A 25,264-nucleotide genomic window follows, 5' to 3' on the forward strand; every position below is an offset into this window, starting at 1 on the left:
AAGCTAACCCTTAACCCGCTGTTGGAAGGAAAGCACAATATGGCAAAACCTACTCCAAGAGTACTAGAAGTTATTGGCACTAGATACATTACGCCAAATATGTGCCGTGTCACGCTTGGCGGTGCTGGCATGGTTGATTTCCCTATCGATCAAGAAAGTGCTTATATCAAACTGATATTTCCTCAAGATGCAGATAGTCGCCCATTGATGCGTACTTATACGGTGAGCGTGCAACGTGATGACGCAATAGATGTTGATTTTGCTTTACATGAGACGGAAGGACCTGCATCGGCATGGGCACGACATGCGCAAGTCGGTGATCAAATTCTGATAGGTGGTCCAGGGCCAAAGAAACTCATTAACAATGAAGCAGATTGGTTTTTATTAGTCGGCGATATGACCGCGCTACCAGCGATTACGGTCAACCTAGCCCAGTTACCTATTGATGCTCATGGTTACGCAGCACTTGAAGTGACGACTGAGGCAGATCGTCAGACGCTCAAAAAACCAGAGAACGTCGAGATACATTGGGTGATTAATGCGCATCCAAATGCAGACGATAGCCCCTTACTGAACTGTGTTAAATCATTGAATTGGCTTGATGGTCAACCTGCTGTATGGGCAGCGTGTGAATTTCATAGTATGCGTGCACTGCGCCAATACTTCAAAGTTGAGTGCGCGATACCAAAGACGCATTTATATGTTTCTAGCTACTGGAAAGTCGATAGCACAGAAGATCAGCATAAAATCGTCAAAAGTCAGGATGCGCAAACGGAAGATCAGTAAATACGTATTTCGAAACAAAAAAGGAGGGGCTAATATTAGTCCCACCTTTTTTTATCAATCATTATCTATCATGCTTCGACTACCTTCCCCTCTTTCACTCTACTAATCGTCAGCCCCGTGAACCCGAATAGCAGTGTCAGCAGTAATGACAAATAACAGAAGAATGCATAAGGCAGATAATCTAACACCGGTACCCCTAATGCCTGACTGATAAACACCCCGCACACACTCCAAGGCACCAATGGATTAATCACCGTTCCTGCATCCTCAATCGTCCGAGATAAATTCTTAGGATGCAAGTGTAAGCGCTCAAACGTCGACCGAAATGCCGTACCTGACAATAGAATACTCAAATACTGCTCACCAATCAGCACGTTAATGCTTAGTGCCGACATCGCTGCGGCAAATATCGCTCGTCCTGATGTCGTCAATGTATCCTTAATACCAGATAGCAGTGCTGGCAGAATCCCTAGTGCGGTTAGTAACCCACCTAAGCTTAATGCTAGTATCACAATCGCCTGAGTAAAGAACATACTCTGTACACCGCCACGCGACAGCATACCACCTACCTCACCCAGCTCTAATGACTCAGCAGGGGCATAGCCTGCAAACAAGTAACCACCCAATTGACCAAAGCTTGGTGAGCTGTGGATATAAGTAATGATAAGTGCCGCAGCAATAGTACAGATAATCGTATAAATCGCATTGACCCGAAACAGTGCTAGTCCGACTAATACGACAAAGGGTAATACTGAATACCCATGTACCAAACCACTGTCTATCAGCTGACCTTGTAATATAGTCACTTGACTCAGATCAGCACTGGTCGTCTGTCCTGAGAACATCCAAAACAATATCACCGTCAGTATCCACGCAGGTACGGTTGTATACATCATATTGCGAATGTGCTCAAACAGATCGATACCCACTACAGAAGAGGCAATCGTACAAGTATCAGATAATGGCGACATCTTATCACCAAAGAACGCCCCTGATACTACCGCCCCCGCTGCTATCGCCACATTGGCATCAAACGCATTACTCATACCAATAAAGGCCACGCCAAGCGTTGCTGCAGTCGTCAAACTACTGCCTAGAGCAATACCAATAATAGAGGTCAAGATAAAGGCGGAAATATAATAGTACTCAGGTGAGATCAGCTGAAAGCCCATATACATAAGCGTTGGAATCGCTCCTGACATCATCAGAGCCGCAACCATCAGTCCGATAAAGAAGAACAAATAGATGGCACCAATACCACGCATGACACCTGAGGCCATTTGAGCTTGCATGTCATCAAAGCTGAGTCCTTTATACATACCGATAGCCAGTAGTACACAGATGGCCAATATAAGAGACAAGTGCGGCACCCAGCCAAAGCCAATCATGGTAATGCCCATGATACCGATGACGATGGCGGATATGATAAAGGCGAGCTTGGCACTGATTAATGTGAGGGGTTTTGGTGGCATGACACATCCTTAAAATGCCAGTAAATACTGGCACTAAATTGATTTTAATTTTGATGGTAGAAGTATGGTTAAAGTGATTTGTTAGTAAAGCAACCTATTACTTACCCAGTAAGTCATCGGTCTTAGCTGCCATGACGAAATCATTGCGATGCAAACCTTTGATACTATGCGACCACCAAGTGACCGTAGCCTTACCCCACTCTACCAATATACCCGGATGATGCCCTTCTACTTCAGCGATGTCTGCCAGTTGATTGGCAAATGCCATTGCTGAGACGAAGTTTTTAAATTTATACTGACGCTGCAATTGTTGAATACCATCCACCTCAATTAGTGACCAATCAGGAATTTGCGGTAATAATTCTCGTGCTTCGGCTTCATCGACTTTCGGTGCGCCAATGCGGCAAGCTTCGCAGCTGTTTTGTGATAGTGCTGTCATAATAAAATCCTTTTATAATGGCTGTTTTCGATGTCAGTTTTTAATGGTTGTTTTGATAACTACTTTCTAATACTCGTACATCAATGCTGATATAGCTTTGCTGCTATCTCAATATTCCGCACTGAAGTGTTGGTTTTCATGTTTAATTTTGAATTGACGTTTTTAACGAGTTTTTTCTGGGTAGGTCGGCTCAAATAGTCCAAGCGACATAGCTTTTTTTACCGCTCCCATGATGTCACTATTGACGATATCAAATAAGGTATCTAATTCATCAATGACATAGTAAATCGGCTGTATTTGATCAATACGATAAGGCGTACGCAATACATCGAGCAAATCAAATGCTCGGTGCTCAGGCTGCGGTTTAGACTGATGCTGTTTAGTTTGATATTGTATTGTATTTTGAGCTTCTGGTTGGCCGTACGATGTATGATCAAGTGCGTAGACCGTTTCAGAAGGTGAACTTAATATGCCGCCGCCGTAGATTCTACGATTTTCTATGCGACTGCCAACCAAGCCAAACTCAATAGTGAACCAATACAGTCGTGCCAAAAACCAACGCTCCTCTTTCGTTGCGCTAAGACCAAGCTTACCATACGTCTCATTAAATGCTGCAAACGCAGGATGGGTCAATAGTGGACAATGCCCAACGATTTCATGAAAAATATCAGGCTCTTCAATATAGTTCATATCATCGAATCGGCGAATAAAAGTCGCCACAGGGAAGGACTTATTGGCCAGTAATTTGAAAAATTTACCGAAGCTGATTAACGCAGGCACAGCGGCAGTTTGCCAACCTGTGGTCGCTTGCAATACCTCATCGATATCATGCAGCTGCGGGATATGCGTTGTCGGTAAATTTAACTTAGTCAAACCCTCTAGATATGCATTACATGCACGATTGGGCGTTTGTTCCGCTTGACGTGCTAGCAGCGCTTGCCACATCACATGCTCATCATCACTATAGTGAATATGACCATTGCTATCGGGCTGGTGTGAAATATACGGCTGTCTTTTATTTGTCGCGTTAGAATGACTGGACGCATCGTTGCCTTGCTTACTAGTAGCAACGTTATTGGTACCGATGGCAGTATTAAGAGAATCTATCTGTGATAGGCGTTCCATGCCTGTATTCCTTTTATCGCAATGAGAGCATTACCTTTGCTGTCGTGCTTGTAGGTAATACTCCTATTAAGGACAACACAAACTCCTTTTGTCTTGTCCAATTGTTAGATTTGGGCTAAGCGTTAGGTAGCTTTATAGCGTTTCAGTCTCTGGCTGACCGACTGTGCCGCGACGTACTTGGTCGCGCTCTATCGACTCAAACAACGCTTTAAAGTTACCTTCACCAAAGCCATCTGCATAATCGCCTTTACGCTGAATAAACTCAAAGAACACTGGACTACCCAAAATAGTTTCAGAAAAAATCTGTAGTAGCAGACGCGGTGCACCGCCTTCTGTCGTACCGTCTAACAAGATACCGCGCGTTTGCAAGTCAGCGACATTTTCACCATGGTTCGGTAAGCGCTCGCTCAGCATTTCATAGTAAGCAGCATTTGGGGCGGTCATAAGCGGAATACCAGCCGCTTTTAGCTTATCGATACTGGCAAACAAGTCATCACTGGCTAGCGCAATATGTTGAATACCTTCGCCATTGAAATGCATTAGGTACTCTTCGATTTGACCACCGCCCTGTTTGGCTTCTTCATTCAGTGGAATACGGATTTTTCCATCGGGTGCGGTCATGGCTTTACTGGTTAGTCCTGTGTACTCACCTTTGATATCAAAGTAACGAATCTCGCGGAAATTAAAGATACGCTCATAGAATTTTGCCCAATACGCCATGCGTCCACGATAGACGTTGTGCGTTAAATGATCGATGACTTTGAAGCCATAGCCGACAGGGTTTCTGTCGATATCTGCAAAGAACTCAAAGTCGACATCATAGATAGATTCGCCATCTTTATAGCGGTCAATCAAATAGATTAGTGAGCCGCCGATGCCTTTGATAGCTGGCAACCTAAGCTCCATCACCCCAGTTGGCACATCTACTGGCTGCGCGCCCATTTCTACCGCACGCTCATATGCTTTTTTGGCATCTTTTACCCGAAAGCCCATGCTACAAGCACCTGCGCCATGCTCTTCAACGAAATAACTGGCTTGGCTTTTTGGCTCGCGGTTTAGGATAAGGTTGATATCACCTTGACGATATAGAGCAACGTCTTTCGAGCGATGATTGGCGACATGGGCAAAACCAAGCTGCTTAAACAATGCGTCGACTGCATCAGGTTGCGGAGAAGCAAACTCGACAAAATCAAATCCATTTAGTCCCATTGGGTTGTCAAATAAATCTGCCATTGTAATTATCCTTAATTTCAATTGGTAATAGAAAATCGATGAGTAGTAAAAGTCGGTTATTAGCGAAAGTCTATAAAACGATTAATAATCAATCTTTATTGTTGACGTTGTATTTATATTAGATTAGCTTTATTTATAAGACTAATTGTTTTTTATGATTTATTTATCAGGTTTACTTATGAATATCAGCATTCGCCAATTGACCGCATTTATCAAAGTCGCTGACAACGGCAGTTTCACTCGTGCCAGTGAACAGATGTATCTAACTCAATCTGCCGTCAGTGGATTGATTAAAGAGCTAGAGACTGGTCTCGGTATCGTGCTGTTTGATCGAACCACTCGCCAGTTGTCTCTGTCAGCAGTAGGACGGCATCTACTACCACAAGCGCGGCGTATCTTGAATGAGATGCAGCTGTTTGAAAATGAAGCGAGTAGCTTGACCAACTTGGCACAAGGTCAGGTGCGCTTGGCTGTATCACAGTTCGCGGCGTCTTCCCTACCTGCCGTCATCGCTCAATTTGCCAAAGAATATCCAAATATCGGCGTCTCACTATTGGACTGCTCAGCCGAAAATTTACTTAAGCATATTCAAGATATCGAAGTCGATTTAGGCGTTGGTACTGAGCTTGGTTTTATAGAAACTGAAGATGATATCGGGGCTGACTTGTTGTATCAGCTACCATTTTGTGTGGTTATGCCAGACAGCCATGCACTGGCACAAAGAGACGAAATCACTTGGCAAGATTTATTAGAAACGCCGCTGATTACCTTACAAGGCCCGTTCCTTGAGCAAGTAACCTCAGAGCTCGATGATTCTATCTCCGCTCATGTGCAACAAGCCCGCTACAAGGTGAATTTTATGTCCACCGCGCTTGAGATGACACGCCAAGGCTTTGGTATCACGCTGTGTCTACCCTATATGCCTGAAGTTATTGATTGGGTCAGCGCCAATGGTCTGCTGATGCGTCCACTCACTCAACCAGTCAAAATGCGGCAATTCTTTATCTATCAACGTGCTTCACGTGCGCTCTCTCCGGCGACAATTGCTTTTAAGCATTTTTTGCAAACCTATTTTGCGACCCATTATAACGACCTACATCACTCTGAATCGTCGTCTAGCGAATGACGTATAGCATGTCAAATGCGCTTGATAAGCATAGAAACAATCTATTTGGCTATTTATTTTATTAATTGCCGCATATAACCCACTCTCGTGTTGAGTTCAGCCGCGATTTGCTCTATGATTTTCGGCTGCTCGATTTATATTTTTATAAGGAAATGGCATGTTTGAACGTATCGATTATTACGCTGGTGATCCAATCTTAGGTCTTATGGAAAAATACTCAGCAGATAGCAATCCTAACAAGGTCAATTTAGGTATTGGTATTTATTATGATGAGAATGGCGTATTGCCTGTACTCGACTGTGTAAAAACAGCCGAAGAGCGTATTGCTGATCCTATCGCACCGCGTCCATACCTACCAATGGCAGGTCTACCAGGCCACCGTAAAGGCTGTCAGGAATTACTGTTTGGTAAAGACGCTCAGATTTTAAAAGATGGCTTGGTCGCTACTATCGCTACAATCGGTGGTTCTGGCGCGTTGAAAGTTGGTGCTGAATTTATTCATGACTGGTTCCCACAAGCTAAGTGCTATGTGAGCGATCCGACATGGGGCAACCATATCGCTATCTTTGAAGGCTCTGATGTAGAAGTCGGTAAATACCCGTACTACGACAAAGCCAACAGCAGCATCAAATTCGATGAAATGATTGCGTTTTTTGAAACATTGAACAAAAATGACGTCATTTTGCTACACCCATGCTGCCATAACCCAACCGGTATGGATTTGACCCAAGCGCAATGGGACACTGTACTCAACGTCGTGAAGGCGCGTGAGCTGATTCCATTCATGGACATCGCTTATCAAGGGTTTGGCGAAGACATGGACAGCGACGCTTACGCTATTCGTAAAGCGGTTGAGATGGGCTTGCCATTGTTTGTTAGCAACTCATTCTCTAAAAACTTGTCGCTATATGGCGAGCGCGTCGGCGGCCTATCAGTCGTCTGCCCAACCGTAGACGAAACCGATCGCGTATTCGGTCAGCTAAACGCAACCGTACGCCGTATCTACTCAAGCCCGCCATCACATGGTGGACGCGTGGTCGATATCGTCATGAACGATGAAGCCCTACATGAGCAGTGGGTTGGCGAAGTTTATGCGATGCGCGACCGTATCAAAGCCATGCGCCTAAAGTTAAAGTCAGTGTTAGAGGCTAAAATCCCTAACCGTAACTTTGATTACATCACTCGTCAAAACGGTATGTTTAGCTTTACTGGTCTCACGCCTGAGCAAGTCGAACGCCTACAGACCGAGTTTGGTATCTATATGGTCTCTAACTCACGTATGTGTGTGGCTGGACTGAATACTAGTAACATCGACTATGTGGCCAATGCCATGGCAGACGTCTTAAAAGACTGATTAAACCACGTAAGCCATGTTACTCAATATGTAACTTGATAAAAAATAAACGTGGATAATAAAGGCTGAGCGATTGCTCGGCCTTTTTTTGTACCTAACATTTAATCAAAATTATTTCGTCAGAACTATTTTATTAAAATCATCTAGTCAGAACCGTTTAGTCAAAACAACGACAACCACTTTTCAAAGTAGCCTTTTTACGAAAGACATTGCACAAAAAACTTGCAATCCATATATCAATAAATTACATTATACGTAAGTAATTAATTATAACGTAATTCCTAATTTGTATTAGCAAGGAGCAAATCATGTCAACGACTGACAGCACCCTCACCTCTTTTATCGATATCGCTACTGACTCTGACTTTTCTATTCACAATCTCCCTTATGGCATCTTTAGCGTTACCAAAGACGATGCTGGTGATAACAAGCGCCGTGCAGGCGTTGCCATCGGTGAGCATGTGCTCGACCTGTCTGTATTAGAGACAGAAGGCTTGTTAAGTTTGGACGGTGGCCCTTATTTTGGCCAATCCACTCTAAATGCTTTTATTGATTCAGGTCGAGACAACTGGACGCAGGCACGCTCGACTATTCAAACACTGCTGTCTAATGACAATGACACGTTACGTGATAATGCAGACTTGCAAAAAAAGGCGCTATTTAAGCAGGCAGACGTCACCATGCATTTGCCAGTGCAAGTACCGGGCTTTACCGATTTTTATTCATCGAAAGAGCACGCGACCAACGTCGGCACCATGTTCCGCGATCCAAACAACGCCCTATTGCCTAACTGGACCGAAATGCCTGTTGGTTATAATGGACGCGCCAGTACCGTCATCGTTAGCGGGACGGATATCGTGCGTCCATCAGGTCAGCTAAAGCCTAGCCCTGATGAGCGTCCTATTTTTTCTGCCTGTAAGCGCTTGGATTTTGAGCTAGAGACCGCCTTTGTCGTTGGTAAAGGTAATCATATCGGTCAGCCAATCGCCGTAGATGATGCCGCTGATCATATCTTTGGCATGGTGTTGCTCAATGACTGGTCAGCCCGAGATATCCAAAAATGGGAATACGTGCCATTAGGTCCATTTAATGCCAAGACCTTTGCCTCCGAGGTTTCTCCTTGGATTGTCACTATGGATGCATTGGCTCCGTTTAAAACAGCTTGCCCAACTCAAGAACCCAAGCCGCTTGCATATTTAAATGAAAAATCGAGCGACAACAGCTTTGATATCAATCTATCAGTTGAGCTACTGCCTGAAAATGCAGAAACAGCAACAGTCATTTGCGAGACCAATTTTAAATACATGTACTGGTCAATGGCACAGCAGCTCACCCACCACACCATCACTGGCTGCAAAGTTGAAGTTGGCGACATGATGGGCTCAGGTACGATTTCAGGGCCAACGCCTGATTCTTATGGCTCGATGCTAGAGATTGCTTGGAACGCTACCAAACCAGTCACGCTTGAAGGCGGTGAGACGCGCAGCTTTATCGAAGATGGTGACACGATCATCATGAAAGGCTATAGCGAAAAAGACGGCATTCGTGTTGGCTTTGGTGAAGTACGCGGCAAGGTGTTACCAGCGCTTAGCTTTGATTTTGACAAGTAGCATTTAAGAAATAACATAGATAGAGAAATAGCAAAATAGGCGTGAAAATTCTCATGCAGGCGGATAGGAAGACAAACGCATTCACCTACTCATCGTTATGTGAATACAGCCAAATGAGTAACACGTCTTATCAAAAGGAGTTTGATATGAGCTTTCAAATTGAGAAAATTCATCATGTGGCTTACCGCTGCAAAGATGCAAAAGAAACCGTCGAATGGTATAAAAAAAATCTAAACATGGATTTTATCTTGGCATTCGCAGAAGACCATGTGCCTTCGACCAAAGCCTTTGACCCCTATATGCACGTCTTTTTGGACGCTGGTAATGGCAATGTCTTAGCATTTTTCGAAGTACCCAATCAACCTGAGATGGGCTTTGATCCAAATACCCCAAGCTGGGTGCAGCACTTAGCGCTAAAGGTTAAGGACCGTGACGAGCTAATCGTTGCCAAAGAGCATTTAGAAAATGCCGGCATTGATGTCATTGGCGTGACCAATCACGGCATCTTTCACTCGATTTACTTTTTTGATCCCAACGGTCATCGTCTCGAGCTGACCTATGATGATCCAACCTCAGAAGACAAAGTATCGATGATTACAGACGCCATCAAGCAAGACATGCTAGATGAGTGGTCTCGTACCAAACGCGCCCCAGCACATACACAGTTTTTGCATAGTGATGAGTTGGCTGAAGCACGCGAAGTTGCTCCTGTCGGCGAGTAACTCTCCTGTAATCCTGCTTGCTACGTTTTTAAATGATTAGTTAATCATCGCTTTAATTATAAAGGTGCTAATTGACGACCTACTCTATGTAACAATAAATAGCGAACCATATATCACCATCATGAAAGGACTCTATGATGAAAATAAGAACCCCTCTAGGAATACTCTTAGCCGCCTCGCTTGCGATGACTGGTTGCTCCAATAACGACCAAGCAACAGGCGCGTCTACAGATGCAGGTGAAGTGACAACGTTGCGGTTCTCGCATTTCATGACTGCCACTGACAATATAAATACCGAAGCGTTAGAGCCATGGGCAAAGAAAATTGAAGCAGATTCAAAAGGTCGCTTAAAGGTTGAGATATACCCTTCTGCGACGCTCAGCAAACCAGGTGCTACCTATGACGCTACAGCTAAAGGTAGCGTAGATATTGGTATGCAAGCACAAGGATATACAGCTGGACGATTTCCTTTGACGCAAATTGTAGAGTTGCCTGGTATCACAAATACCGCACAGCAGCAGAGCTGTATACTTCATAAGCTATATGATGATGGTGTTATTAAAGATGAGTATGAAGACACTCACTTGCTCGCGTTGATAGGAACTGGACAAGGTGCGCTTCATACGGTTGATAAACCGATTCGCACGCCAGCTGATATGAAAGGTCTGCGTATTCGCCAACCTTCTGCGGTTGCTAGCCACATTATCGAGGCCACTGGTGCTGCACCTGTCGGCATGCCTGCCAGTGATACTTATACCTCTCTGCAGCGTGGTGTCATTGATGGGCTCAGCTTTACTTGGCAACCCATTCAAGCGTTTCGCCTTGATGAGCTGATCAATACGCACACCAACATTCCTTTTTATAATTCCACCTTTGTGATTAGCATGAACAAAGAGAAATACAACCGTTTGCCTGATGACCTCAAAAAAGTAATCGATGATAATTCTGGCGCAGAGTTGGCAGCACATATATCTAAAGTATTTGACGTCAGCAATGCCAAAGCAATGGCCGCTGCCAAAGAAAAAGGCGATATTATGATTGATATCCCTGATCCACTTAATGATCCAGATTGGAGAGGTCCATTAATGGAAGGTTCTCAACATTACCTTAATGAAGTGAATGCAACTGGCCTAGACGCTGACAACGTATACGAAAAAGCAAAAGCGGCCAGTAGCGGCTGTATGGTTTAGAGGATGAATTGAAGACACGTCCTAGCTTATAGCACCATATACTGGCTAGGCAATTTGATAACGCTGTGCTATCGCCAGTATTTGCTTAACCACGTTATGTTGCTCGCTCATCGGTAACTGCTCTGTTGTTCCAATGATAGTGATAGCATATTCTAGCGGTAGCGCTTCGTTAACAATTTTATCACTACTCGTGGGTGGGTTAACAGCGCTACTGGCAAGCTGTGGCAATATGACAGGAATCGTAATGGCGTTAATACCCATGAGCATATCGCCCGTCACTGTCGCATAGCCTTGAGTACGTATTTTAGCTTGTAGCTGGGTAAAGTGCTGCCTCTTCTCGGCCATATCTGCGGCGGTATTACTCGTATACCATTCAGCTGTGACCAATGGCTGAATGACGGCATCAGGTTGATAACTGGCAAATAACTGCCCTGTAGCCGATGTCGTCAGAGGCATACGTGAGCCAATGCGAGTGATGATACTAATCGGACTGTCTGGCTCGACGGACTGAATAATAATAGGGCCTTCGCTAAACCATTTGGCAATTTGCACACCGCAATTTAACGTGTCTTTGATTTCATTAGCCACTTGCGTGAGACGTGCCAAAAGATTGTTTTGGTTGAGTTCAGTATGTCCTAGTGATGCCAATGCATTGACCCTATCGCCAAGCCCATAGCGTCCATCATCAAGCTTACGCGCATAGTTTTTGCGGATGAGACTGACCAAGTAACGATGGGATTTTGCTGGATGCATTTGCATGGCTTCAGCGATATCTTTTAACATCATAGGCTCATTGCGGTCGATCAGCACATCGAGTATCGACAGCCCAATCTCAAGCGACTGGACGCCACTTTGGTTTTTACTGGTGATAGAGCTGTCTATAAGGGTTTTGTCTGCTGGCATGATTTGCTCGATTCTGGTGTGCTTGGTTATTTTTTAATTTTGGTTGTTAGTGGTCTGTTCAATAAGGGTTTATCCGATCAAATATCACTGAGATACAGCCCCTACTTCATAATATTTATCTTTATAAAAACACATCAATATAAGGACATGAATCATGATGACACTTTATGGCTACTTTCGTAGTAGCACGTCTTACCGTACTCGTATCGCTATGAACCTAAAAGGCTTAGATTACGATGATATCACGATCAATCTGGCACAAGATGAACAGTTAGAAGCTGCTTTTAAAGCGATTAATCCGCAAGGATTAGTACCTGTCCTACAAACTGATGATTTATTATTATATCAAAGTCCAGCTATCTTGGAGTGGTTAGAAGAGGTCTACCCTGAGCATCCATTATTACCTAACGATGCTGCTGGGCATATGCAAGTACGCGCGCTGAGCGCCATGATTGGTTGCGACATCCACCCAATTAATAATCGCCGCATTTTACAGTACCTACGCAATGAGCTGTCAGTAGACGAGAAAGATGTGATTGCATGGTGCAATCGCTGGATCAGTGAAGGTTTTGCCGCTTTAGAGACACGTTTGGCAGCGGATAACAATCGCGGACAGTTCTGCTATGGGGACAGTCCTACTCTCGCAGATTGTTATTTGATTCCGCAAGTCTCTTCTGCTCGCCGCTTCAAAGTAGATTTGAGCGCTTATCCCAATATCGTCGCCATTGATACTCATTGCCGTACACTAAAGGCATTTGCAGATGCGGATCCTATGATGCAGCCTGATGCGCCGAAACGTGATGCCTAATTTAAGACAGTTTTTATAGGATACCTATCTTTATAGAATATTTATCTTCTCGGCCAAATATTAAGTGGCTTAGAATTAACACTTAATATTTGGTCGAGCTTTATTCTTCGCTATTCTTTACCCCTACCTATTTTTACAGCTTAATTCCTAGCTTAATTGCTGAATTCAGCCTCATTGATTATTATTTATTCAATTTTTACAATATAATTTTTAATATATTCATATTAACGGTTGTATGGTGGGCAGCTGTTGGTTATTCTTTATATAAGCATTTGTCATCGCTCAAATTTGTACTTTATCAGCTGTAGAAAAAAGTACTGTCTTATTCATCATAATAAGGTTGAACAATATGAATGATATATCCTCAGCAGAGATAACCACCCTACCATCGGATGCAGCAAACAAGATTTATGCATCTGCAGTCATGTTCAGAGATGAAACAGAAAGCGCTAGAAAAATTGCACCTGTGGTAGTCAATAAACTTTCAGAATTTGCATTATTTAGAATGGGGCTGCCTAAATCGTTAGGAGGATGGGCAGGAAACCCAATAGAAACGCTAAAAACTTATGAGACCTTGGCCAGTGCTGAGGCCTCCGTTGCTTGGATCGTTTGGAACAACCATTTGGCCTGTACATTCGGTCGATTTTTGGACGAGTCCAGTATGAAAGAGGTATACAGTAACCCCTCTCATATTTATGCCAATTCCGCACGGCCTGAAGGCGTGGCCCAAACAGTAGATAATGGCTATATGGTATCAGGACAATGGACACTCGTCTCTGGATGCCAATTGGCTGACTGGTTTGTGCTCCGTTGCCTCGTTATCTCCGAAGGCTCTCCTACGACCCTTGGCCCAGGTGCAAAATTAAAGCTGTTTTTTATTCCCAAGAAAGATGTAAAAATCATTGATACCTGGGATGTGGGCGGTTTAAATGGCACAGGTAGCCACGATATAGTCGTCAAAGACGCTTTTGTCAAAGAGGCTTATGCAGTTGACTTCGATAGTCCTGTGGCTATCGACACTGCCTACAGTCGTCTGCCTATCGGTTGTATCAATGCTGCTGGCTGTGCGGCGATGGCGCTAGGCGTATTAAAAGCCGCTATGGATGACTTGGTTGATATGTGCCTTGAGAGAGTAACGCCTGGTAAGAGTCCAGATTTACGCGACCGTGCAACGGTACAAGCTACCATTGCTAAGAGTAAAACAGTACTAGCATCAAAACGCACCCAACTGCATCACAGTGTAGATATATTATGGGAAGAAACACAGCAGAAGAACACCTTTACTGATATACAGCTTGCAGATGTATGGGCAGCGTCTTGTGAAGCCGCAAGAGAAGCTCGCGAGATGCTATCTGAAATTTACGCAGTAGCTGGCACAGCCTCTCTATATAAAAAGCATAAAATAGAACGAGCACATAGAGATATTCATGCGATTTTACAGCATGGCATTATTCAACCTCACTGGATGAATCAAGCAGGTATGGCCTATGTTGGACTGACACCGAATGGCGCAATGTTCAGAATATAGAAGCCCTTAATTAGAAATAATAAACGCCTGTAAGACACAATTTGCAAGCGCTTATTTTGATTTATCGATAGCTTTATTACTTTAATTGTTTATCTTTAAACCGTAAAAAAGCAAGACATCCAATGTCTTGCTTTTTTATAGCCTACCAATAACTACAATTGAGAGGTTTTGTTAGTCAAAATGGAAGCCTGCACCCACTGCACCGCCTACGTTGCCTTGAGTATCTGCCGTACCATTTACCTTGATGACCCAGCGACCGTCATTAGATAACTTAGAGAAACCAATTGCTACAGCACTCTCTCCATTATAGGTACCGACACCGCCACCTATCAATGACTTACCTGCGATATAAGCCTGAGGCATTGCCGACATTGCCATCGCAGCTGAGATACCTGCGTTTGCATCGTCTTCTACTTCGTCGATTTTGTAGCCAAGATCGCTCATGTTATTGTTGAGTCGACTATCAAGCGCGCTAAGCTGACTATAATTGACGGCGTCTGTTGCTTCGACCCCATCGGCGACACCAGTCATACGTTGGTTACCAGCATATAGACCTTGAGACGTCATACTTGGCCCATCTTGCATACTGATGCCCTCACTATTGATAATCGTTGTCCCAACTGTGACACTGTCAACGCTGATATTACCGTTTAGATCAAACTTAATACTACTGCCATCTGCTGTGGTGGTGATGTTATTGCCACCAGTGAAACTGAGGACACTCTCATCGCCAATTGGTTTGTTGATATTAGCGCCACTGTCTGCGCCAAAATTGAGTCCAGCATCTAGCTTATCCGTATTGGTTTTGATATTCGTGGTATTGGTCGTGATATTGCTGGTATTCGTAGCAATATTTGTCGTATTGGTCGCGATATTGGTTGTATTAGTGGTAATGCTCTCTGTGTTAATTTGCACATTTTCACTAATTTCAATCGTGCCTTGTCTGATAGAAGCAATAGCACCATCAATATTGCTTTCACCCGTTCCACCAATATCACTGTTGGTAAAAGTACCACTCTCAGCATCATAAACAGTGTCACCACCGATAATACTACTGATACCAGTGCCTTGGGCATAAAGCTGACCACCATTTATGGCGTCCTGACTTGTCGCCGAAACTTCCCCATTTTGAACGTTGGTAATTTTGGTATTAGCGGCATCAATACCAATTTTTGTGATGCTTGGGCCACCTGCAATGGTCAGTCCATCGTCATTCATAACCGTACCACCAGTGGTTACGCTATTCAAAGTAATATCTGGGTTCAAATCAAAGCTAATATCATTAGCATTGGTAGGTATGGCTGCAGCTTGTAGTGATGGACTACTATCGAAAGCAGCCACATCACTCACTGCTTTCCTAGATACCTTGATATTACCGTCTTTACTACTGAGGTCGACGGCATCTCCTTGTTTTACCATCGTAGCGATATCACCTTGAGCGGTGATGCCCCAACCTTGATCCAAGGCAATGGCGACATCTTTTAGCTGCCCAACATTAACAGCATCCGTATTTAGCACACCTTCCCCAACGTTGCGAATGATGTTGCCCCCATTGTCTAGACCACGACTACTCAATGAGACCTGTGAAACCATTCTATTCACGCCATTTCCAACGAAGGTAAAGCCTGCATCACTCATGATGCTATTGCCTATCTGTATACTGCCATCATCTCCGAGGTCTAACTGATTATTCAGTTTCACTTGGACGCCAGTTGCAGAAGCGACAGTAGTCAGATTGCTATCTCCTGTGACATTGATGGTATCGCCTAATGCAAATTGCTGATCATTAGCAACATTACCGTCACCAATTTTGATACCTTTAGCAATTTCATCATTAGTCATAGTGAGCTGTGCAAAGTTTACGGCATCGGTTGGGGCAATTCCCTTATCAACTTTGATAATTCTATTATTACCATTATCAAGACCTTCGTTGCTTAACGTAATGGTCTGATTAGGACCATCAGTGATGGTGACGCCTGCATTGTTAAGCACCGTGCTTTCCATTCTCACGCTACCGTTTTTACCAAGCATGACATCTTCAGCCAATCTAACATTTAGATTGCCCTCTTCATCAGCGATCACACCGATATTGTTCTCAGTTAACTCTGTCGCGCCTCCTTGGAGTGTCAACGTTTGACCTAACTTGCGATTGACGACAACGGTTGTATCATCTCCTGTGAAGTTCAGTCCTAGGTCCACTGTATTGTTGGTTGCATTTAATTGTCTAACATTGACGGCATCTGTGTCTCCCTGACCATCATCTACATTGACGATTCTATTACCACCATTATCAAGACCTTCACCACTTACACGAACTGTACTATTAGCAAAGCTAGCACTAGTAAAAGTGACATCCTCTTTTGTAGCGATTTTGATGCCACCATCCTCAGCATTAAGAACAATGTTATCTCCCGTTAGGAAATTAGCCGTATTATCAGTTTGATTAAGCGTTTTGACATCAATGCCGTCTATTTGGGCAACAATGGTCTGCATGGCTCTGTCCGCTTTTACCAGACTGGCTTTGCTATCAGCACTTAAATCAACAGCGTAATCGGTCGTATTAGTTGTATCATCTTTTTCACCTGCAGTAACTGTGACAGCTGCAGATCCTGCTGAAGCAGTAACGCCATCAGCATTAACGGTATAGACATCTTGACCGTTACCACCTGTAGACTTCACAACACCCGCAATATTAGTACCTGCGGCGACCTCTGTTTTAGCGGCAGCGGAGGCACTATTGAGCTGACTGACATTGACAGCATCATTTGGGTCTTCACCGTTATCAACATTGACAACCCTTCTATTACCAGCGTTGATACCACCAGATCTTGTTACGCTTGGACCACCGATAATTGTTAAACCATCCATGGTTAGAACAGTTCTAGGAATACCTAGTGGACCATTCACAAATACTCCTAAGCCATTAACTGATGTACTAGCCAGTGCATTACCCGTTCTAACACCTAAGCCATCAACGGTAGTACTAGATAATACGTTACCTGTTTTGAGGCCAGAGCGATCAAGTGTCGTTGTATTACCAAGACCGAATGGAGAGCTTGAACCCATTTCTACACTACCATTATTACCTAGGTCTAAGTTGTTGTTGAGTTCGAACGAGACATCATTGTTGTTAGCTGTTTTGGAGACAGTGATATTGCTGTTTTTACTATTGAAGTCAACTGAGTCGCCAGGTTCTACCGTACTTGCGGTAGCACTATTACCTTGTGCACTAATATCCCAACCTCTATTAGCAGTTTCTGTCACGACGTTTAGCTGCCTGACGTTGACAGCGTCCATAGGCGCATCACCATCATCTACATTGATGATTCTGTTGCCGCCATTATCAAGACCTTCACTACTCAAACGAACTGTACTATTAGCAAAGCTGGCACTAGTGAAAGTGACATCCTCTTTTGTAGCGATTTTAATACCGCCATCCTCAGCATTAAGAACAATGTTATCTCCCGTTAGGAAGTTAGCCTTATTATCCGTTTTATTGAGCGTTTTGACATTAACGCCATCTATTTGGGCAATAATAGTCTGCATGGCACTGTCTGCTTTAACTAGACTGGCTTTACTATCGGCACTTAAGTCAACGGCATAATCGGTCGTGTTAGTCGCTAAGTCTTTTTCACCTGCAGTAACTGTGACAGCTGCAGATCCTGCTGAGGTTTTAGCACCATTAGCATTAACAGTATAAACATCTTGTCCTGTGTCACTGTCGATTGAGAAATCAACACTAGAAACATTGGTTCCCTTTAAGACTTTGGTTCTGGCAGCGGCAGACGAGCTACTTAGCTGACTGACATTGACAGCATCATTTGGGTCTTCACCGTTATCAACATTGATAATCTTTTTGTTGGCAGCATTGATACCACCAGATTTTGTTACGCTTGGACCACCAATAATATTGAGACCATTACTAGATAGAAGAGTTTTAGAAAATGGCGTTGATACAGCGACGCCTAAACTACTAACATTTGTGTTAACAAACCTATTCCCCGTTTTAACACCTAAGCCATCAACGGTAGTACTAAGGTATGAGTTACCTGTTTTAAGACCAGAACGATCAAGTGTCGTTGTATCACCAAAACCGAATGGAGAGCTTGAGCCCATTTCTACACTACCGTTATTACCTAGGTCTAAGTTATTGTTGAGTTCGAACGAGACATCATTATTAGTAGTGTCTTTAGAAACAGTGATATTGCTGTTTTTACTATTGAAGTCAACTGAGTCGCCAGGTTCTACCGTACTTGCGGTAGCACTATCACCTTGTGCGCTGATATCCCAGCCTCTATTGGCTGTTTCTGTAACCACTTTTAGCTGAGATACGTTCACTGCATCCGTATCTGCTGAACCACCTGCAACGTTAACGATACGACGTTCGCTTGCAACAGCGCCTACTGAGACGGTGCCGTTATTGGCATCAGCCGCAACATTGGTTAAGAAAGATGCGCCGCTTTGTACCGCCCCAATAGAGTTTTGACCTAAAGCCACGCTGTTTAGAGCATTTGCACTAGCACCTTTACCGAGTGCCACACCGCCTTGCGCTTTAGCTTGTGCATCAAGACCAATTGCAATGGTGTCTTGAGCCATGGCTTTTGCTTGATAGCCTATCGCAACCGCACGACTTGCACTGCCGTTTGTGGCTCGTTGACCTATCGCAACTGAATTAACCCCTGCTTTTGCATCTTGACCACCAGCAAAGCCGTTGAATGAAGATCTTGCGCCTTCACCGATAACGGTTGCATTTGCGTTTGCAAATGCGTTCTCTCCAACAGCGGTTGCATTATTACCTTTTGCATTGGCATTCGAGCCAACGGCAAGAGCGTCAGTACCTGTTACTGACGTAGTATATGGCTGTGCACTGCTAGAGCGGATAGGGAAATCAATGCCAGCAACGATAGTATCTAACGCTTTTAATTGAGATACGTTTACTGCGTCACTGTCTTGAGTACCTGCTGCGACATTTACAATTTGGCGAGTACCATTAGTAGAGCTACCAACAGAAACTGCACCAAGACCTGTACTATTAGTTGCTGTAATAGCTGCTTTGTCTACGACACTAGCACTTGTTGGAGCAAACCCAACCGCACCACCTGCAACGTTAGCCACAGATTGCGAACCTAGTGCCACACCATCTTGAGCATTAGACTGAGCGCCAGCACCCAGTGCCAAGGCCCCTTTTTCAGTAGCAGAGGCAGCCACACCGAACGCTGATGACGCGGTTGCAGCAGCATTCGCATGCGTACCTATTGCAGTTGCAAGATGACCCGCTGTACGAGCTTTGACACCAATTGCTATGGAAGCTGCCCCGCCCGATTCAGTATTTCCTGTATATGGATCACTTGCATCCAGTAGATCTCGACCCGCATATTCATTAAAAGCCGTATTGACTGTACCACTGTTTAGATCAGTGCTAGTGATACTACCGTCGATATTGTATATCGATGCTAAGTTTAGGTCATCGCCACCGATGGCAATAGAAGAGCCGCCTCTTGAAACGACATTGGCACCAATAGCAATAGATTGTTCACCACTTGCCAGCGTCTGTTGTCCAAATTCAGAGCTACCAATAGCGATGGTTTGGCTGCCAGTCGCCTTTGCGTTGCCACCCATGGCCATCGCATTGTAGCCTGTTGCACCATCATTATTTGCATTGCCAATAGCTTCAGAGTCAACACTATAATACTTAGTCTTGTTATCCTTGACTATATTAACTAGCCTATATAGCTGCGAGCCATTAACTGCATCTTTACTCCCTGCCATCACAGCACCATTGGATACATTGGTGATTTTGTTATTGCCATTATTTAGGCCACTACTGCTCAAAATGACACTATTGGCAGGATTTATGGCTGTAATCTTAATGCCAGAGTTATCGACTAAAGTATCACCCATCTTAAGACTGCCATCAGTCCCTAAGTCGACATTTTCATCGAGCTTTATCGTTAACGACTTATCATGTCTATTGGCAGTCACGCTGATATTTTTGGTATTGGGATCGCCAATGACCGTCTCTCCACCCTGCACCGTTAGTGTTTGATGAAGGAATGAATTGGTATGTATTCTAGGTGTTGGGTCGTCTCCAACAAAGTAGGTACCCAATGCATTTGCCTGCATACCAAAGCCAGCAGTTAGTAGCCCAAGCGCTATAGTGCTTAGACGTAACGTATGGATAACGGACAGGTTAGACGTTGTGTTGATGGTAGCGTTAGAGCTAACGCTAGATTTGGAAGATTTGCCACGTCCCTTCGCGTATTCACCAACGGCGGTAAAACAACTTAAGGCTTCATTCCAGATGACTTTATAGATGCGGTTCATGATGCGTACTCCCTTACAGACTTGTCAGATTTAAAAAATCAGAGATAAGATCTATGTCAGAGAGACGATGTGACAAAATAAAACGGGTTATAAGCTTATAATAACGAGACCTTGTTCAAATAATAGTTGTAGTAGTCTTTAAGGAATAAGACGTTCTGTTTTGTATAATCTTTATCACTCTCTGTATATATTAGTATTACCGAATATATACAGAGAGACAATGCCGTTCATCTGTGTTTTGATACCGTTCGTCAGTTATATTCATATAAACGAATATAATTACTTTTAATTTGTGTCTATTTATAATAAATTACGTCGGTTTTAAAAAGAGTCAGCTTTTATCTACTACTAAATATGCGCTTATACATATTAAAAATACATGATAAGCGCATGTTGGTTACATAAATTGTTTCTACATTATTTATCTTTTTATCTGCTAGGTAGCACTATTTGAACCACTAACCCTTGAATACCATCTTGGCGGTTATGAGCATTAATATATCCTTTATGCGCCATGACTACAGCATGAACAATAGCCAATCCAAGACCATAGCCGCCAGTATCACGATGCCGAGCAGTATCGAGCCGCACAAAGGGATGAAAAATACGTTCTAAGTCTTTTTCTGCGACACCGCCACCTTCGTCTGTTATATTAATTTGAACAGCTGGTGCCTTATTGTCCATTTGTATTGCTTTAATTTCCGCAATCACTCTCGAACCCGCTGCCGTGTGCATAAAAGCATTGCGAATGACATTTTCAAGTGCACTATACAACTGCTCTGCATTACCTTGGACTGTCCAAAATCCTTCCAAACCATCTAGCGCTGAGGCTTCAGGCGGTTGCCATTGCCAATGTACGTCTTTATGTTGAAACTCAAAGCAGACATCTTCTCCGATATTACTAATGATGTCAGATATATCGACTGCCTCACTCTCCAAGTTATCAACGGTATATTGCTGCATTTGTAGAGACTGAATATGAATGATTTGCTCAATTAGCTCATTCATTCGTGTAGATTCTTTATCGATGCGGTCTAGATAACGATTGGCATTGGGCGCAAAGTCTCGAGTCAGTTCAGTCGCGACATCCAGACGAGCAAGCGGCGAACGCAGCTCATGTGAGATATCACTGAGCATTTGCTTGCGTGCCAGCTCACTGTCAACCAGCCTAGTCGATAGATGGGCAACGTCTTTAGCTAGTAGCCCCAACTCATCATCACCCATCTTGGACAGTTCTGGATTGGCTTGATAATTACCTTCAATCATACGGTGTACGGTATTTTGTACACGGCCAATTCGCTGGGTTAGCGTACGACTGAGCCATATGCAGACCAGTACACTAAAGATAATGATCAATAGCAAACGTATTGGAAAATTGCCGTGCTGTATCTCTACCACGTCTGAAAAACGCAAGTGCGGACGTAACTGTATGATGATTGACTGACCATCAGGTAATTCAACAGACATATCGGCCAGTTCAGGACGAGTATCGATATCAGCTACTGCGGCACTACTTGCCGTTCTTGGCTTTAGGAATTTCTGCCAAAAAGACGGCTCATCTTTTGGTATCTCATTGTCGTGTTCGCGTAGTCTATTATCAGCATTACGACCTTCTACGCCATAAACATTATTCTCTACTCTAGGTGGTCTAGGTGACACTGGTCGCACCGGTTGTATCGCACGATCCATCAGCTGCCGACCACTTTGCAGTTGTCCTTGCGCGCGCTCGTCTTTGTCACGGTAACGCGGGAATATAATAGCGCCTTGCTCATCATAAACTCTGATTTGATTCATCAGCTGTCGGTCTTGACGATACATCTGCCTGACAGACTCTACATCACCAGCCCGTAGTGACGCGACCATCTCTTCACGCTTTATCAATAGGCTATCGATTTGTACGTCCATACGAGAGGTCAGCTCTTTTTCAGCCAACCAGCGTTCTACTAGGATAGACAATACAGAGGTGATTAAAATCGTCAATAATAGGCTCAAAAACAGACGCCAAAACAAGGTGACGCGCACCTTAAACTTAGGTGCTTTTTTGAAGGTCTGTTCAGAAGCTTTCATCGATATGTCCGTCATTACAGCACCAGTTGATAACCTTTTCCACGCACCGCTTTTATTGGCTCATCATGGAAAGGCTGAAGTTTTTTGCGTAAGCGAGATACGTGTACATCGAGGCTACGGTCAAATGGCTGTAATTCACGCTGCAAGACGTTTTCTGACAGCCATGCTTTACTTACCACTTCCCCTTTTTGTTTGAGCAAGGCCACGAGCAGATCAAACTCTGTGCCCGTGACTTGTAGCGTCACCCCATCTATCTGACAGGCACGTTGGTTTTGGTCAAGATGCAAACGACTCTCTGGCAACGGAGTATGCTCTGATGCGGTTGTATTGGTACGTTTAATCACTGCATTGATACGCGCTAGCAGCTCTCGAGGGTTACAAGGTTTGGTAATATAATCATCAGCACCAAGCTCTAGACCAATAATACGGTCAATCTCTTCCCCTTTTGCTGTCAGCATAATGACTGGGATATCGATAATATTTGGTAATTGGCGCAGCACACTTAACCCATCTAGTTTTGGCATCATAATATCGAGCACGAGTAAATCATAAACCGTATCTTCGTGTGCCACTGCCTTGAGTCGTTGTATGACTGCTGCACCATCATGTACGCAGTCACAGCGAATGCCGTGATTGTCCAAGTACTCTTGCAATAACTGAGTCAACTCTTCGTCGTCATCGCCTATCAGGATGTTTGGCATGCTTCTCTCCTTTAATTTTTATTTATCTCTATTTACTCAATCCAATCACTCTATAGTAATCATGACGCAATAAATCCGCGTACAAGTGTCATTGTGATATGGTTAGCGAAATTGCCGCCGTGGCATTTTTATTGCCGGTAGACTGTAGTTAAGCATATTATCAGGCAAGCACTTGCCAATTCACCAGAAACGTTACCTTTCTTAATACTTCATAAATGTTCGTAACCTTTAACTGTCGTAATATACTCCTATCAACAGCAAGTATTGCATTTCTAAGATGGCTGACCATAACGAGCGATAACGTTCGACAGATGCTACTTGCGAGATAAAAATTTAGTGTTTATGAAATCAAACTCAATGTAATCAAGGATATTATGATGAAAAAATTACTATTAGGCTCAGTATTAGCAGCTTCTAGTATATTTACAGTAACGGCTTGCACCAGCGTTAACGCGACTACTGATACAACGCCAACTGCACAAATGCAAAAGAACCACAAAGATGGCGCGATGAGAGGCCCAATGTCAAAATTGGATCTAACAGCGACACAGCAAGCGCAAATTAAAGCCATCATGCAAAACAAACGTGGCGATCGCACTGCTGACCGTGCAGAACATCAAGCAGAACGCGCGCAAATGGATCAGCAAATACAAGCACTGACCAATGCTAGCACTTTGAATACTGCTGCTTTAAATCGTCTGGCTGATCAACGAGCGGCAAAAGAAAAGCAACGCTTTATCGAACGTGTACAAACCCAACATGCCATCGCTCAAGTGTTGACTGCTGAGCAACGTGCAAAGATGGAACAGATGAAGTCAGAGAGACAAGAAAAAGGTCGCAAGCATTCAAAAGATCGTAAAGGCCATGACAAACAGCATCAAGGTATGTAATAAGCCACTCCGGAAAAGTGTTATTTTACCTAGCTGTATACGTATAAAATGAAAAAGCGCGCCGTTAATAGGTGCGCTTTTTCTATATTCGCTTTCAAACTAATCTTAAATTTTGATTAATTTTAAGAACTCTTTTTCTGCAAGAATTTTAATATCCAGCCCACTCTGTATCAACTCGTCTACCTTTCGATGCTTACTGCTTTTTTCATGACCTGCTAGCAATGTTAGATCCTGAGAACCAACTACAAGATAATTTAACTTTTTTGAAGCCCCTGCTTTGACATTAAAACCATTTTGAGCTGCTATGTCAGCAATCTCTGCTCTACTAATACTAAGGTCTCCTGTAAAACAAATATTAAGACCTGCATATCTTCCGGACTCACTCCCTACCTTCGTGATATTACTTGGATAACTTCTACTATTAAGACGTCTTTGCTGGTGATAAATACGATTATAGTTGCTATCTGTCACCCAATCATGAATTGATAGACTATTTTCTCTAAGGATAGTTACCGTTATAAAGCCACATGCTTTAGCATCTTCAAGTGCATCGTGATGATTAAATTGGTAATTCCACTCTTTACATACATTTGCCAGACTATAGCCTTTTACTGCGAAACGATGACATGTCCTACGTACTAATACAGTTGCATCTACCCACTGTAGCTCTGGTACTGGTAGTTTGTGAGCTTCTAAGCTTTTTATCAAAGCTCTTTGATCAAAGTTAGTGTAGCTAACAACAACGTTATCGCCAATAAACTTTAGTATCTGCCCATATATATCGTACATAGACGGCGCATTTCTTACCATCCTGCTAGTAATCCCATGTACTTCTACATTTTGACCACTAAAAGAAGTTTGGGGTAATACTAAAGTGCAGTAGGTATCAATTAACTTACCGTTTAAGTATTTTGCTAGGCCTATTTGACAGATAGACCCTACATCGCTATTAGCGGTTTCAACATCAATGGTAACAAAGTTCACTA

Annotated in this window: 18 protein-coding genes; 9 read left to right on the top strand and 9 right to left on the bottom strand. The window is 43.5% G+C overall.

Features of this window, described 5'->3' with window-relative positions:
• The first annotated feature begins 39 nt into the window (after window positions 1-39).
• A complete protein-coding gene (locus ACTXGF_RS21455) occupies window positions 40-786 on the top strand; it encodes a siderophore-interacting protein (protein WP_443534912.1) in 747 nt (248 codons plus the stop codon).
• Window positions 787-854: 68 nt separating this feature from the next.
• Here the strand turns inward: ACTXGF_RS21455 and ACTXGF_RS21460 are convergent, their stop codons facing one another.
• The 4 genes from ACTXGF_RS21460 to hppD all read right to left on the bottom strand — a co-directional run bounded on the left by ACTXGF_RS21460 (window position 855) and on the right by hppD (window position 5,055).
• Window positions 855-2,258: a Na+/H+ antiporter NhaC family protein gene (locus ACTXGF_RS21460; protein WP_522885865.1), complete on the bottom strand. Its 1,404-nt coding sequence runs from the start codon at window positions 2,256-2,258 to the stop codon at window positions 855-857.
• A gap of 97 nt (window positions 2,259-2,355) precedes the next feature.
• Entirely contained in the window at window positions 2,356-2,697 is a 342-nt protein-coding gene (locus ACTXGF_RS21465) for a 4a-hydroxytetrahydrobiopterin dehydratase (protein WP_443532929.1), read from the bottom strand.
• Window positions 2,698-2,859: 162 nt separating this feature from the next.
• Window positions 2,860-3,822, bottom strand: coding sequence for a phenylalanine 4-monooxygenase (locus tag ACTXGF_RS21470; RefSeq protein ID WP_443532927.1), 963 nt, complete (start codon window positions 3,820-3,822; stop codon window positions 2,860-2,862).
• 132 nt (window positions 3,823-3,954) lie between these two features.
• Window positions 3,955-5,055, bottom strand: a complete 1,101-nt coding sequence (gene hppD, locus ACTXGF_RS21475; protein ID WP_057759888.1) for a 4-hydroxyphenylpyruvate dioxygenase — start codon at window positions 5,053-5,055, stop codon at window positions 3,955-3,957.
• 178 nt (window positions 5,056-5,233) lie between these two features.
• Here hppD and ACTXGF_RS21480 point away from each other — a divergent pair, with 178 nt between their 5' ends.
• The 5 genes from ACTXGF_RS21480 (at window position 5,234) to ACTXGF_RS21500 (ending at window position 11,057) form a co-directional block, all read left to right on the top strand.
• On the top strand, window positions 5,234-6,181 hold the full coding sequence (locus tag ACTXGF_RS21480) for a LysR family transcriptional regulator (RefSeq protein WP_443532925.1): 948 nt from the start codon (window positions 5,234-5,236) through the stop codon (window positions 6,179-6,181).
• 157 nt (window positions 6,182-6,338) lie between these two features.
• Window positions 6,339-7,535, top strand: a complete 1,197-nt coding sequence (locus tag ACTXGF_RS21485) for an amino acid aminotransferase (protein WP_114701101.1) — start codon at window positions 6,339-6,341, stop codon at window positions 7,533-7,535.
• A gap of 308 nt (window positions 7,536-7,843) precedes the next feature.
• Window positions 7,844-9,145 carry a fumarylacetoacetase gene (fahA, locus tag ACTXGF_RS21490; protein WP_443532923.1) on the top strand — a complete coding sequence of 434 codons (1,302 nt, stop codon included), beginning with the start codon at window positions 7,844-7,846 and terminating at the stop codon, window positions 9,143-9,145.
• A gap of 146 nt (window positions 9,146-9,291) precedes the next feature.
• Window positions 9,292-9,867, top strand: coding sequence for a VOC family protein (locus tag ACTXGF_RS21495; protein ID WP_179797180.1), 576 nt, complete (start codon window positions 9,292-9,294; stop codon window positions 9,865-9,867).
• Between the two features lie 137 nt (window positions 9,868-10,004).
• Complete coding sequence (locus tag ACTXGF_RS21500) at window positions 10,005-11,057, top strand: TRAP transporter substrate-binding protein (protein WP_443532962.1); 1,053 nt, start codon at window positions 10,005-10,007, stop codon at window positions 11,055-11,057.
• Window positions 11,058-11,102: 45 nt separating this feature from the next.
• Here the strand turns inward: ACTXGF_RS21500 and ACTXGF_RS21505 are convergent, their stop codons facing one another.
• Window positions 11,103-11,960, bottom strand: coding sequence for an IclR family transcriptional regulator (locus tag ACTXGF_RS21505; protein WP_443532921.1), 858 nt, complete (start codon window positions 11,958-11,960; stop codon window positions 11,103-11,105).
• Between the two features lie 157 nt (window positions 11,961-12,117).
• Between ACTXGF_RS21505 and maiA the strand changes: the two genes are divergently transcribed.
• Together maiA and ACTXGF_RS21515 are read left to right on the top strand one after the other, a co-directional pair.
• Window positions 12,118-12,768: a maleylacetoacetate isomerase gene (gene maiA / locus ACTXGF_RS21510; protein WP_443532961.1), complete on the top strand. Its 651-nt coding sequence runs from the start codon at window positions 12,118-12,120 to the stop codon at window positions 12,766-12,768.
• A 349-nt stretch (window positions 12,769-13,117) separates the two neighbouring features.
• Window positions 13,118-14,296 carry an acyl-CoA dehydrogenase family protein gene (locus tag ACTXGF_RS21515; RefSeq protein ID WP_443532919.1) on the top strand — a complete coding sequence of 393 codons (1,179 nt, stop codon included), beginning with the start codon at window positions 13,118-13,120 and terminating at the stop codon, window positions 14,294-14,296.
• A 171-nt stretch (window positions 14,297-14,467) separates the two neighbouring features.
• Here ACTXGF_RS21515 and ACTXGF_RS21520 read toward each other — a convergent pair whose 3' ends face one another.
• The 3 genes from ACTXGF_RS21520 to ACTXGF_RS21530 all read right to left on the bottom strand — a co-directional run bounded on the left by ACTXGF_RS21520 (window position 14,468) and on the right by ACTXGF_RS21530 (window position 23,388).
• Window positions 14,468-20,620, bottom strand: coding sequence for a YadA-like family protein (locus ACTXGF_RS21520; RefSeq protein WP_443532918.1), 6,153 nt, complete (start codon window positions 20,618-20,620; stop codon window positions 14,468-14,470).
• A gap of 429 nt (window positions 20,621-21,049) precedes the next feature.
• Window positions 21,050-22,687, bottom strand: coding sequence for a sensor histidine kinase (locus tag ACTXGF_RS21525; RefSeq protein ID WP_443532916.1), 1,638 nt, complete (start codon window positions 22,685-22,687; stop codon window positions 21,050-21,052).
• Window positions 22,688-22,701: 14 nt separating this feature from the next.
• Entirely contained in the window at window positions 22,702-23,388 is a 687-nt protein-coding gene (locus tag ACTXGF_RS21530; RefSeq protein WP_057759848.1) for a response regulator transcription factor, read from the bottom strand.
• A 374-nt stretch (window positions 23,389-23,762) separates the two neighbouring features.
• Between ACTXGF_RS21530 and ACTXGF_RS21535 the strand changes: the two genes are divergently transcribed.
• On the top strand, window positions 23,763-24,278 hold the full coding sequence (locus ACTXGF_RS21535) for a Spy/CpxP family protein refolding chaperone (RefSeq protein ID WP_339343414.1): 516 nt from the start codon (window positions 23,763-23,765) through the stop codon (window positions 24,276-24,278).
• Window positions 24,279-24,383: 105 nt separating this feature from the next.
• Here the strand turns inward: ACTXGF_RS21535 and ACTXGF_RS21540 are convergent, their stop codons facing one another.
• Window positions 24,384-25,262, bottom strand: a complete 879-nt coding sequence (locus ACTXGF_RS21540) for an exonuclease domain-containing protein (RefSeq protein ID WP_443532914.1) — start codon at window positions 25,260-25,262, stop codon at window positions 24,384-24,386.
• Window positions 25,263-25,264 lie beyond the last annotated feature (2 nt).

Origin of the sequence: Psychrobacter sp. 1Y6 (genome assembly GCF_052258385.2) — a bacterium.
GTDB lineage: Bacteria > Pseudomonadota > Gammaproteobacteria > Pseudomonadales > Moraxellaceae > Psychrobacter.

Bases quoted from the DNA above. Each gene is read 5' to 3' on its own strand.
- ACTXGF_RS21465 (WP_443532929.1), bottom strand. From the start codon at position 2,697: ATGACAGCACTATCACAAAACAGCTGCGAAGCTTGCCGCATTGGCGCA.
- ACTXGF_RS21480 (WP_443532925.1), top strand. From the start codon at position 5,234: ATGAATATCAGCATTCGCCAATTGACCGCATTTATCAAAGTCGCTGAC.
- ACTXGF_RS21515 (WP_443532919.1), top strand. From the start codon at position 13,118: ATGAATGATATATCCTCAGCAGAGATAACCACCCTACCATCGGATGCA.
- ACTXGF_RS21460 (WP_522885865.1), bottom strand. From the start codon at position 2,258: ATGCCACCAAAACCCCTCACATTAATCAGTGCCAAGCTCGCCTTTATC.
- ACTXGF_RS21455 (WP_443534912.1), top strand. From the start codon at position 40: ATGGCAAAACCTACTCCAAGAGTACTAGAAGTTATTGGCACTAGATAC.
- ACTXGF_RS21470 (WP_443532927.1), bottom strand. From the start codon at position 3,822: ATGGAACGCCTATCACAGATAGATTCTCTTAATACTGCCATCGGTACC.
- ACTXGF_RS21485 (WP_114701101.1), top strand. From the start codon at position 6,339: ATGTTTGAACGTATCGATTATTACGCTGGTGATCCAATCTTAGGTCTT.
- ACTXGF_RS21495 (WP_179797180.1), top strand. From the start codon at position 9,292: ATGAGCTTTCAAATTGAGAAAATTCATCATGTGGCTTACCGCTGCAAA.
- ACTXGF_RS21525 (WP_443532916.1), bottom strand. From the start codon at position 22,687: ATGAAAGCTTCTGAACAGACCTTCAAAAAAGCACCTAAGTTTAAGGTG.
- maiA (WP_443532961.1), top strand. From the start codon at position 12,118: ATGACACTTTATGGCTACTTTCGTAGTAGCACGTCTTACCGTACTCGT.
- ACTXGF_RS21535 (WP_339343414.1), top strand. From the start codon at position 23,763: ATGATGAAAAAATTACTATTAGGCTCAGTATTAGCAGCTTCTAGTATA.
- ACTXGF_RS21530 (WP_057759848.1), bottom strand. From the start codon at position 23,388: ATGCCAAACATCCTGATAGGCGATGACGACGAAGAGTTGACTCAGTTA.
- hppD (WP_057759888.1), bottom strand. From the start codon at position 5,055: ATGGCAGATTTATTTGACAACCCAATGGGACTAAATGGATTTGATTTT.
- ACTXGF_RS21505 (WP_443532921.1), bottom strand. From the start codon at position 11,960: ATGCCAGCAGACAAAACCCTTATAGACAGCTCTATCACCAGTAAAAAC.
- fahA (WP_443532923.1), top strand. From the start codon at position 7,844: ATGTCAACGACTGACAGCACCCTCACCTCTTTTATCGATATCGCTACT.
- ACTXGF_RS21500 (WP_443532962.1), top strand. From the start codon at position 10,005: ATGAAAATAAGAACCCCTCTAGGAATACTCTTAGCCGCCTCGCTTGCG.
- ACTXGF_RS21520 (WP_443532918.1), bottom strand. From the start codon at position 20,620: ATGAACCGCATCTATAAAGTCATCTGGAATGAAGCCTTAAGTTGTTTT.